The organism is Mesorhizobium sp. M7A.T.Ca.US.000.02.2.1 (assembly GCF_003996995.1).
In the GTDB taxonomy this organism is placed as follows: Bacteria; Pseudomonadota; Alphaproteobacteria; order Rhizobiales; family Rhizobiaceae; genus Mesorhizobium.
The window spans coordinates 1-10,373 of record NZ_RZTT01000216.1 but is presented as its reverse complement, the minus strand read 5'-3'; the positions used below and the strand labels follow the sequence as shown (position 1 = coordinate 10,373).

Genomic DNA, 10,373 nt, shown 5'->3' with positions numbered 1-10,373 from the left:
GATGTGCGCGGGCCGAAGCCGATCATGTAGGCGCCGTCAAGCACGACCAGCGCCTTGTTGGCCGCCGCCGGCGTTGCCGCCAGCGCGCGGTTGCCGAACACCTGCTCGGGCGTCGGGCCACCCTTGCCGTCGCTCATCATCAGGATGACATCAGGCGCCATCTCGATCAGCTTTTCCTCTGATGCCGCCTTGTAGCCCTGCACGACATCCATCGGGTTGCGGCCGCCGGCGTAGCGGATGATGGCGTCGGCCGAGGTGCCGGCACCGGCTGCGCTCAGCTTCACAAGGCCATGGAAGAACACCACTTTCTTGCGCCGCTCCGGCGGGATTTTTGCTGCCAGATCGGCTGCCGTCTGAAAGGCGGTGAGCACCTCGGCGGAAACCACCTTGCCCTTGTCCTCGAGCCCAAGGCTGGCGGCGATCAGGGTGATCTTGCGCTCGATGCCTTGCGGGGTGTTGTCCTGCGGGACGAAGACGATCGGGATCGCCAGCGACTTCAGCACCTCGACCGCCTCCGGCGGCCCGCTGTCCTCGGCCGCCAGGATCAGATCGGGACGCAAGCTCGCCAGCCCCTCGACCGAAAGCTGGCGGCGGTAGCCGACATTGGGCTTCCCGGTTACGGATGGCGGATATTTGCTGCCGCGATCGACGGCGATGATCCGCTCGCCGGCGCCGAGCGCGTGCACGATCTCGGTGACGTCGGAGACCGAGCGTCACGATTCGGGTCGCCGCGCCCGGCACGACGCTTCGCCCCAGCGCATCGACAACCGTCTCGGCGGCCAGCGCCTTGAAGCCACAAGAAGGCGCCAGCACCGACAGTGCCAGAAGCAGCATCGCCGCGATCCTGCCTGGTTGCAACCAGCCGATCCTCTTGCCCTCGCCCACACTTCCGACCATGCCGCTGCTCCGTGCCAGATGCTTCTCGATGACGGTCGGCTATAAAATTAAAGTTGACTCATGTCATCATGTTTTAATATGTGACCCCTGCCCCGACCCGCCTGGTCGAGGGATTCTCGATCATGCCAGCCAAGGCCCTTCAGCCACCGCCAGCAGTTTTGCTTTTGCTTGGGGGCTGCATGACAACGACAACAAACACGACCTTGATGGCGAGCACCGCGCTCGCCTTCGTGCTCGGCCTATGCGCTGTGCCCTTTGCCAGCGCGCAGGAACAGGACCAAGAGAAAAAGGCCGCCGCCAAGGCCGGCCGCCTGGCGCCGGCCAATCCCGCGCAGAACCAGCCGGCGACGATGCTCGACGTGATCACCATCTCGGCAACGATGATCAAGACGGCGGTGATCGAATCGATGGCCGCCATCAGCGCCATCGATCAGGACGAACTCGACCGCATCCAGCCCGACACAGCCGCCGACATCTTCCGCACCACGCCCGGCGTCGCCGCCTCGATGAATGGCGACGACCCGGCGACCGCCATTAACATTCGCGGCCTGGAACAATATGGCCGCGTCGTCGTGACGCTCGACGGCGCCCGCCAGGACTATTGGCGCGTCGGTCATGGTTCTGGCTCGTTCTATGTCGAACCTGACCTCATCAAGGAGGCCACCGTCATTCGCGGCCCGGTTTCGAACGCCTATGGTTCGGGCGGCATCGGCGGGGTCGTCTCCTTCGAGACCAAGGATGCCGGTGATTTCCTCAAGAAGGATGAACGCTGGGCGCTGAGCGAGAAGCTCGGCTACGAGGACAATGGCGACGGCTTCACCACCAGCACCACCGGCGCCTACCGTTTCAGCGACGATGCCGACATCATCGGCAACCTCATCTATCGCGACCGCGACAGCTACACCGACGGCAATGGCGACACCGTGCCGTGGACCGGCGAGCGGGTGACCAGCGGCTATCTGAAGACGACTCTGCGGCCGGCCGATGGCCACGAGCTGAAGCTCGGCGCCATCCTGCAGCGCTACAACGACCAGATCAGCGGATCGAGCGGCTCGACCTCGCCGACACTGAGCCGCTACGACACCAACACCACCAACCAAACCTACACCGCCGCCTATACCTGGAAGCCCGACGACAACGCGCTGATCGACTTCAGCGCCAATGCCTATCACAACCGCACCCGCGCCGAGCAGACGCAGGTCGCGCCCGCCTCAGGGATCGGCAATTTCCGTTTCTATGATGTCGCCACCTCGGGCTTCAACGTGAAGAACTCCTCGCGCTTCGACGCCTGGGGGCTGGCCCACACACTGACCTACGGACTCGATTACTACTATCTCGAAGCCTCCTCGGAAGCGGCGCATTTCGGCGCTGGCGAACAGCAGGGCTATGGCGGCTTCCTGCAGTGGCAGGGCGATTACGAGGACTGGCTGCAGGCCATAGCTGCGATGCGCTATGACGGCTACCAGCTCGATGGCGAGACGCGCATCCCGTCGCCACAGGAAGCCTCGATCTCCGGCGATCGCTGGTCGCCGCGCCTCACCGTCGGCGTCACGCCGTTTGACGGCTTTCAGCTCTATGGCACCTACTCCGAAGGCTACCGGGCGCCTGGCCTGCAGGATGTCTTCCGTGGCGGCGGCGCGCATGGCGGCGGCGACACCTATCGGCCCAATCTCCTGCTGCAGCCCGAAACGGCGAAGAGCTGGGAAGCCGGCATCAATGTCAAATACGATGATTTGCTGACGCCGGGCGACCGGTTGCGCGCCAAGCTCAACGTCTTCCACACCGACGTCGAGGACTATATCGACGTCGACCTCACCGTCCTGCCGCGCACGGCAATCAACATCGGCGACGCCCGCCTGAAGGGCGTCGAGGCCGAGATGGTCTATGACTACAACTGGGGTTTCGTGAACCTCGCCGGTGCGCTGATCAACGCCAAGGTCGTCAGCGGCGTCTATTCCGGCCAGGCGCTGAACAATACGCCGCTCGACCGCTTCTCGGCCACAATCGGCTTTCGCATGCTGGAGGACCAGCTCACGGTCGGCGCGCAATATCTCAGCGTCGGCAAGATCACCCGCACCAGCCGCACCAATCCCAACGCCGTGCCGATTGTCGACGACGCCTTCGATCTGGTCAATGTCTTCGCCAACTGGGCCATCAACGACAACCTCAAGCTCGATTTCGGCGTCGATAACATCTTCAACACCGCCTACACCGACCCGCAAAGCGCATGGTCGACCTCGGCGGCAACCGAACAGGGCAAGGGCCGCACCTTCAAGGTGGCCCTCACCGGCAGGATCGGAGGCTGACAATGAACGAAGCATCGGTGCGTGAACTGGCCTGCGAGGCGCGGCTCAACCTGAGGCGTCTGCCGGACTACATGGACAGCATCTCAGACAGGCTGCGGAGCTTCGAGGCCGATGCCTCGCATGAGGGAAAGCGCATCGATTTCCGCTTTGCCTTCGGCGGGGCCTCTTTCGACATGGAACGGCTGGTGATGCGGGCCAATGCTGCCGACCGCGACGGGCTCGCCCGTATCAAGGACCTGCTGGCCACAGCCGTACAGGTCTACGCCAAGGAGGAAAACCCCGAGATCGTCTGGACCGGCGATCTCTCAGGCGAAACCAGCCTCGCCCAGTTCCGCGAGATGGTGGTGACGGATATTCGCGACCTCACCCCGCACATGCGCCGCATCCGGCTGGCCGGCGAGAATCTCTCGCGTTTCACCAAATTCGGCGGCATGCACATCCGCATGCTGTTTCCGACCAGGGAGGTGCCCGATCCGCTGTGGCCGGTGCTCGGCGGCAATGGCCTGCCGGCTTGGCCCGCCGACGACCGGCGCCCGGTGGCGCGCGTCTACACCATCCGCACGCTCGACGTGGAAACGGGCCTCATCGACGTCGACTTCCTGATCCATCCGGGTGACAGCGTCGGCTCCGCCTGGGCCATGCAGGCAGCGCCCGGCATGAAGGTTGGCATCATGGGGCCGGTCGGCCGTCCGGTGCGGCAGGCAGAATGGTATGTCTTGGGCGCCGACGAAACCGGCTTGCCGGCGCTGGCGCGGCTGCTGGAGACGCTACCGGCCGAGACAAAGGGCGTCGCCTTTGTCGAGATCGCCAATGATGGCGAAAGGCAAGCGATCAACAATGCCACCCGCATCGAAGTGCATTGGCTGACACGGGATGGCGTGGCGGCGGGCGAGGACAGACTGCTCGCCGAGGCTGTCCGCTCGGTGGCGTGGCCGCAAGGCGGCTCGGCCTTCGGCTGGTTCGCGGCGGAAGCCGCTGCCGCCAAGATCGTGCGCGAATACTGGCGCGACACGCTGGGCCTTGGTCGCGATCAAACGCTGGCGGCCGCCTATTGGCGGCGTGGCTCTGCCGGATTGATGGCAGGGTGAACTCTGACGATCGGCCCCCCGTCTTTGCCGATGCCGATATCAATTTGATCACCGGAGACAAGGTTCGAAATATCGCAAACCACCAGCGGCATGCGGATGTCATAAAGAAATTCGGCAACGATGGCGCCGACCGCCAGGATCGGGTCCGGCCGCTCCAGAAGAATCCCGGTTGGCGCGGTTCCCCTGCGGATCGCCTCGGCCAGGACCGAGGATGAAGACGATGAGCCGCGCCCGCTCGGCATGACCAGGATCTTGCCAGCGACATTCTGGCCGAGACCGGGATGCGAATGGTCTGTTATGTCGCCCGTCTCGGCATCGATGCCGCCCCAGAAGCTCAGCGGTTGCGAATACACCAGCGCCTGGCCCCTGGCTTCGCCGGCCAACTGGAAGATGCCGGTTCGTTCCACCGGTCGCGTCATGAGGCGCTCCGCACGACATGCCCGACGGCAGCGGAGCGGATGCAATCCTCCATCTCGGCGAAGGCGACGGACACGCCGATATTGCCCGGCGCGTAATGCGCCCATTTGCCGGAATTGGTCATGACCACGCCGTCGAGGCGTTCCAGGATCGATGTGACATAGGTGCAGGTATCGGCGACCGGGATCAGACCGAACGCCTCCATGCCCACCAGCGCGCCCTCCTCCTGCAGTCTCGCCAGGGTCGCACGGCCCGTGTTGACATAGATCGGGATGCGCCTTTCGGGTGCTGCCTCGCGCAGCAACGGCAACAGTCGCATCCATTCCTCATGCGAAAAATGCGGCGTGCCGAGCGACACGGCCGCTAGCGGCGCGCCATCCGGCACGCTCGATAGCCTGGCCAGCGCATGGCCGATATCGGCGCGGGTGATGCGGATCGTCTCGTCAGGCGCATGACCCTGGAACGCCTCATCGAGCGTCATCGCTTCCGGCGTGATGCCGACCGCATGGAACAGCGCCACAGCACCCGTCGTTGCAGCCGCCGCACCCAGCGCCTTCAGCTGGTCCTCGTCACGCGGCCGCGGCAGACCGGCAATCACCGGAACGCGGTCGCCACTCGCTTGCCCTATGATTAGCCCGACGCCGACGAAAAGGCTGTCACTCAGCTCGCCGTCTGGAACATCCAGTTCGAACAGGATCCGGCCGCGCCGGTTCTCGCTCAGATGCAGGCCCCAGGCCGGCGCGCGGCCGGTCATGGCGCAGCACAGATCGATGAAATCGCCATAGCGGTTGGTGCGCGCGCCGATCACCGAATTGGCAAAGACGATGGCGTTGGACTCACCCCAGGCGATCTGCTGGCCAAAGCTTGGCCGAAAGCGCGTCTGGTAGGGGGCGCAGGTGAAGGTCGCCTGGCAGCCGAGTTCCAGATGCGCCTTCATCAGCCGCCGCGCCGGCACCTCTTCCGCTAGGGGCATCTTGACCATGCCGGGATGGATGAGATCGAACGAACCGACATTCAGCGTCGTCGGCACCTGAACGCGGCCACCGCCTTCGACCAGCCGCTCGACGAAATCGAGACCGGCCTTGCCGTGGTAAAGACAGCCATCGATATGGGCGCCGGCAATGTCGAGCAGGCAGCCCGCCCCGACCGCATTGGAAAACGCGACCAGGATCTTCATCGCGGCGGCGGCGGACGGGCCCTGCTCGCCATCGAGCATGGCTCGGTCCTGTGCGGTCAGTTCCAGCGTCATCGCAGCTCCGGGCTTTGTCGGAAAGGAGGGAAGGACAGCGCCCCCTCTGCCCTGCTGGGCATCTCCCCCACAAGTGGAGAGATCGGCAGCTTCGGCCTTATTGCACTTTTTGCAATGTGGGAGATTTGCGAAACCAACGATGACAGCCGATCTCCCCACTTGAGGGGGAGATGTACGGCAGGACAGAGGGGGCCGCCACGGAACGCCAACCATCCCATCCGTCCACAGTCCTACTTAACCCGCCGCGATCAACACCGTACTCTCCGGCGACCAGCGCAGAACGACGTCCTGACCTTCCGCCAGCCTGTCGACACCCGTGTTCTGTACAATCACCTTCAACGTCTGGCCGCCACGCTCGACGAAATAGGTGCTGTTGTTGCCGGCGAAGATGCGCTTGGAAACCTGCCCCTTGAGCATGTTGGCGGTGCCATCCGGTGCTCCGGCATCCGTGGCGATGCGGATGCGTTCGGGGCGCACGGCACAGCTCGCCTTGGCGCCGGCGGCAAGCTTGGCACCCGCGCCGGCGGCAATCGCCGTGCCGTCCGGCAGCCGGATGCCATCGCCCGTCGTATCGCCGCGAAAGATGTTGGCATCGCCGAGGAAGGTGGCGGCGAACTCGCTCTTTGGCCGATCATAAATTTCCTCAGGCGGCCCTTCCTGCACCAGCCTTCCGTCGCGCAATATGCCGATGCGGTCACTCATCGTCAGCGCTTCTTCCTGGTCGTGGGTGACGAAGATGGTGGTGATGCCGATCTCGCGCTGGATGCGCTTGAGCTCAATCTGCATGTCGACACGCAACGCCTTGTCGAGCGCGCCCAATGGCTCGTCGAGCAGCAGCACGCGCGGCTTGGTGACGATGGCGCGGGCGAGAGCCACACGCTGGCGCTGGCCGCCGGAGAGCTGATGCGGCCGGCGGCCACCGAGCTTGCCAAGCTGCACCAGATCGAGAGCGCGCTGCACCTCGGTAGCGATGATCGCCCTGGCCTCGCCGCGCACCGACAGGCCGAAGGCGACATTGTCGGCGACGCTCATATTGGGAAACAGCGCATAGTTCTGGAACACCATGCCGATACGACGCTTCTCGACGGGCACCCGCTCGACGCTCTCGCCGCCGATGGTGATGCGACCCGAGTCAGGAAAATCGAAACCGGCGATCTGCCGCAGCAACGTGGTCTTGCCGCTGCCCGACGGCCCGAGCAGCGCGTAGAAGCCGCCATCGGCGAAGTCGATGGAGACGTTGTCCAGCGCCTTGTGTGCGCCAAAGCTGCGCGAGACATCAGATACCTGCACGCCGGCCATTATTTCTCTCCGCCGAATTTGAAGAACCGCGCCGTCAGCAGCATCAGCGCCATCGACACGACAATGATGATGGTCGAGACCGCGTTGATCTCGGGCGTGAAACCCTTGCGGATCGCGGCGTAGATTTCGACCGGCAGCGTCGTCTGGCCCGGCGTCGCCAGGAAATAGGACACCACGAACTGGTCGAACGAAACGGCAAACGCGAACAGCCCGCCGGCGATGACGCCGGGCATGATCCAGGGCAGCGTGACGCGGCGCGTCACCTGCCACTGGTTGGCGCCGAGCGAGCGCGCCGCCTCTTCCAGCTCCGGCGCGAAGGTCTGCAGCCGGGCCGAGACGACGACGATGACATAGGGCAGCGCCAATGCGACATGGCCGAGCAGGATCGCATGCAGGCCACGGCCGATACCGACGCCGAAGAAGAAAATCAGCATTGCCGTGCCGGTGATCAGCCACGGTATGGCGATCGGCGGAAACAAAAGCGCCTGCAGGAACTTCTTGCCACGAAATTCGTAGCGATAGAGCGCCAGTGATGCCGCCGAGCCGAGCACGACGCAGATGATCGTGGTGATGATCGCGATCTCGACGCTGTTCCAGGTCGCTGCGATCAGTTGGTCATTCTGCCACAGCGAAGCATACCATTCGGTCGTCCATTCGAACGGCAATTGGTAGAAGGGAGAAACGTTGAACGACATCAGCGCCATGATGATGATCGGCAGATAAAGAAAGGCGAGCAGCAGCCAGATATAGAGGCGGCCGAGTCCTTCGAGGATGCGGGTCGTCGTCATCACGCAGCCCTCCGCAGCACCGGCGACGCCACCGCCAGGATGACCAGCACCACCGCCAGCAGGATGAAGGAGAGCGCCGCACCGAGCGGCCAGTTGAACACGGCTACGAACTGGTCCTCGATGACCGTGCCGTAGAAGGTGCCGGTGCGGCCGCCGAGGATGCGCGGTTCCATGAACGAGCCGACGACCGGCACGAAGATCAGCGCCGCACCCGCCACCAATCCGGGCATGGACAGCGGGATGATCACCCGCTTCAGCACCTGGAGCCGCGAGGCGCCGAGCGAACGCCCGGCCTCGATCAGCGAGTCGTCGATCGCCTGCAGCGTGAGATAACAGGTCAGCACCATGTAGGGCACATAGGAATGCACCAGCCCGATGATGACGGCCGGATAGGAATACATGAGGTCGATGTTGATCTTGAACGGCAGCACGGCATTAAGCGCGGTGTCGAGGATGCCGCCTTCGCGCAAAACCATCGCCCAGGAAAAGATGCGCACCAACCCGTTCGACCAGAACGGCAGGATGACGAGCAGGAAGATCGCCTCGCGGCTGCGCCCCTTCAGCACCTTGGCGAGCACATAGGCCGCGGGATAGCCGATGACGACGCACCACAGCGTCACTTCGAGGCCAAGGCGCAGCGAGGCCAGCAGCAGCGTCAGATAGAGGCTCTGCGAGAAGAAGGCGGCATAGTTGCCAAGCGTGAACGCCCACGGCTTTCCCGACAGCGGCAGCTCGGTCATGAACGAGAAGAAGACCATAGCGGATAGCGGCAGGAAGATCGCCACCGTCAGCCAGAGATAGGCCGGTGCCAGCAGCGGCAATGCCGATCTTAGCCCGCTTCGCGACGCTGTCGCAGCTGCCATGGTACCCTCCCTCCCAGGATTGGAAGAACCAGCCGACGCAAACCGCCGGCTGGCCTGGCTGTGATCTTACTTCACGTCGACCTTAAGCTGCTGCCAGAGTGCCAGATAGGCTTCGCGCTGGGCGTCGGTGATCGGCGCCTGGAACTGGATGCGCTTGGCCACTTCGGGATCACCCATGACCTTGCGGTTGAAGGCATCCTCGGGCAGCGCTTCCACCGCCTTGGTGTTGGCGGAGACGGGAGCACCGACCTTGGTGACCCATTCGACATAGAATTTCGGGTCGATCATGTAGTTGATGAAGGCCTCGGCGCCGGCGACGTTCTTGGCGCCGACCGGAATCGAAAACGCGTCGAGCCAGGCGACGGCGCCTTCCTGCGGCACCACCAGCGAGACCGGCAGCTTGAAATGCGTCTTGGCGCGATCGGCCGAGCCGCTCCAATAGGTGCCGATGTCGATCTGGTTGGAGGCGACCATCTGGTTCCAGTCGTTTTCCGAGCTCCAGAAGGTCTTGATCTGCGGCATCAGCGAGGTCAGCTTCGTCTTGACCGCATCCATATCCTTGATGTCGTTGATGTTCTGGCCGGTGGCGATGGCGCCGAACTGCACCGCTTCAACGGCATCGTCGCGAATTACGACGCGGCCCTTGTGGGCGGCATCCCACATTTCGGCGATGCTCGTCGGTGGCTTGTCGAAGGACTTTTCGTTGATGGCGAGTGCGGTGAGGCCCCATACCCACGGCACGCCATAGACCTTGCCGTCGTGGACGAGCATCGGTGATCCCGCCTTGTCCTTGCTGATGTCGGCATAGTTCGGCAGCTTGGAAACGTCGATCGGCTGGATCAGTTTCCCGGCCATCGCCTGGTCGTTGAAGGCCGCGTTGATCATGACCACGTCATAGAGGCCGGGATTGGTCCGGATCTTGGTCAGCATTTCCTGTTCGGAATTGAAGAAGTCGTTGACGACCTTGTTGCCGGTCGCCTTTTCGAAAGCCTCGACGGCCCACGGTTCGTCGGCGCCGTAACCCTTCCAGTTGAGCACATGCACTTCGTCGGCCTTGGCGGCGAACGCGAGTGCGGAGGTAAAGACGGCGGTCGCCGTCAGCAGAGCAGTCAAATCAGGCATGCGCATGGTTGGTTCCTCTCTGTGGGTTTGCCCGGTTCCCGAGCTTGTCAGGCTTTTCCAGCTGTTATGCATTGGCCTTCTGTGTCCGGCCTGCTCCCGATGGGTCGGCGGCATGGCTCAGGAATGTCTGGATTTCACGGTTCGTCGGCGCCGACGAGCCACCATGGCGGGTAACCGAAATGGCCGCCGCAGCATTGGCATAGCGCGCTGCCTCGAAGGGCGGGGTGCCGCGCGCCAACGCGCTGACAAAAGCGCCGATATGGGTGTCGCCGGCGCCATTGGTGTCGACGGCGTTGACCTTGAAGCCGGCAATGGTCTGCGCTGACCCGTTGGCCAACCGTACG

General features: G+C 63.8%; 10 protein-coding genes. 2 read left to right on the top strand and 8 right to left on the bottom strand.

All coding sequences use genetic code 11. The features are described from left to right. The coding region (locus tag EOD15_RS20055; protein ID WP_245463718.1) for an ABC transporter substrate-binding protein at positions 1 to 686 on the bottom strand (686 nt) is incomplete at its 3' end. Positions 687 to 1,076: 390 nt separating this feature from the next. On the opposite strand from EOD15_RS20055, the gene EOD15_RS20050 reads away from it, so the two are divergent. Next, entirely contained in the window at positions 1,077 to 3,203 is a 2,127-nt protein-coding gene (locus tag EOD15_RS20050; protein ID WP_127317875.1) for a TonB-dependent hemoglobin/transferrin/lactoferrin family receptor, read from the top strand. 2 nt (positions 3,204 to 3,205) lie between these two features. Next, positions 3,206 to 4,291: a siderophore-interacting protein gene (locus tag EOD15_RS20045; protein ID WP_127317873.1), complete on the top strand. Its 1,086-nt coding sequence runs from the start codon at positions 3,206 to 3,208 to the stop codon at positions 4,289 to 4,291. Here the strand turns inward: EOD15_RS20045 and EOD15_RS20040 are convergent. From EOD15_RS20040 to EOD15_RS20005, 7 genes are all read right to left on the bottom strand, one after another. Continuing rightward, complete coding sequence (locus EOD15_RS20040; protein WP_127317871.1) at positions 4,252 to 4,710, bottom strand: DUF126 domain-containing protein; 459 nt, start codon at positions 4,708 to 4,710, stop codon at positions 4,252 to 4,254. The two genes, EOD15_RS20045 and EOD15_RS20040, sit on opposite strands and share 40 nt — an antisense overlap. Continuing rightward, complete coding sequence (locus EOD15_RS20035; protein ID WP_127317869.1) at positions 4,707 to 5,957, bottom strand: aconitase X; 1,251 nt, start codon at positions 5,955 to 5,957, stop codon at positions 4,707 to 4,709. Before EOD15_RS20035 ends, EOD15_RS20040 begins: the two co-directional genes overlap by 4 nt. Positions 5,958 to 6,191: 234 nt before the next feature. Beyond that, entirely contained in the window at positions 6,192 to 7,256 is a 1,065-nt protein-coding gene (locus tag EOD15_RS20025; protein ID WP_127317865.1) for an ABC transporter ATP-binding protein, read from the bottom strand. Beyond that, entirely contained in the window at positions 7,256 to 8,044 is a 789-nt protein-coding gene (locus tag EOD15_RS20020; RefSeq protein WP_127317863.1) for an ABC transporter permease, read from the bottom strand. Before EOD15_RS20020 ends, EOD15_RS20025 begins: the two co-directional genes overlap by 1 nt. Further along, on the bottom strand, positions 8,044 to 8,907 hold the full coding sequence (locus EOD15_RS20015) for an ABC transporter permease (protein WP_127317861.1): 864 nt from the start codon (positions 8,905 to 8,907) through the stop codon (positions 8,044 to 8,046). The genes EOD15_RS20020 and EOD15_RS20015 overlap by 1 nt, the downstream gene beginning before the upstream one ends. A 66-nt stretch (positions 8,908 to 8,973) precedes the next feature. Next, positions 8,974 to 10,035 (bottom strand): ABC transporter substrate-binding protein, encoded by a 1,062-nt coding sequence (locus tag EOD15_RS20010; RefSeq protein ID WP_127273265.1) that lies wholly within the window; start codon positions 10,033 to 10,035, stop codon positions 8,974 to 8,976. 58 nt (positions 10,036 to 10,093) lie between these two features. Then, positions 10,094 to 10,373 (bottom strand): PfkB family carbohydrate kinase (locus tag EOD15_RS20005; RefSeq protein WP_245463717.1); only part of this gene is annotated, 280 nt, incomplete at its 5' end.

What these genes read in the sequence shown, in the direction of transcription:
- EOD15_RS20020 (WP_127317863.1), bottom strand. Translation starts at nt 8,044, where the DNA reads ATGACGACGACCCGCATCCTCGAAGGACTCGGCCGCCTCTATATCTGG.
- EOD15_RS20015 (WP_127317861.1), bottom strand. Translation starts at nt 8,907, where the DNA reads ATGGCAGCTGCGACAGCGTCGCGAAGCGGGCTAAGATCGGCATTGCCG.
- EOD15_RS20010 (WP_127273265.1), bottom strand. Translation starts at nt 10,035, where the DNA reads ATGCGCATGCCTGATTTGACTGCTCTGCTGACGGCGACCGCCGTCTTT.
- EOD15_RS20050 (WP_127317875.1), top strand. Translation starts at nt 1,077, where the DNA reads ATGACAACGACAACAAACACGACCTTGATGGCGAGCACCGCGCTCGCC.
- EOD15_RS20045 (WP_127317873.1), top strand. Translation starts at nt 3,206, where the DNA reads ATGAACGAAGCATCGGTGCGTGAACTGGCCTGCGAGGCGCGGCTCAAC.
- EOD15_RS20040 (WP_127317871.1), bottom strand. Translation starts at nt 4,710, where the DNA reads ATGACGCGACCGGTGGAACGAACCGGCATCTTCCAGTTGGCCGGCGAA.
- EOD15_RS20025 (WP_127317865.1), bottom strand. Translation starts at nt 7,256, where the DNA reads ATGGCCGGCGTGCAGGTATCTGATGTCTCGCGCAGCTTTGGCGCACAC.
- EOD15_RS20035 (WP_127317869.1), bottom strand. Translation starts at nt 5,957, where the DNA reads ATGACGCTGGAACTGACCGCACAGGACCGAGCCATGCTCGATGGCGAG.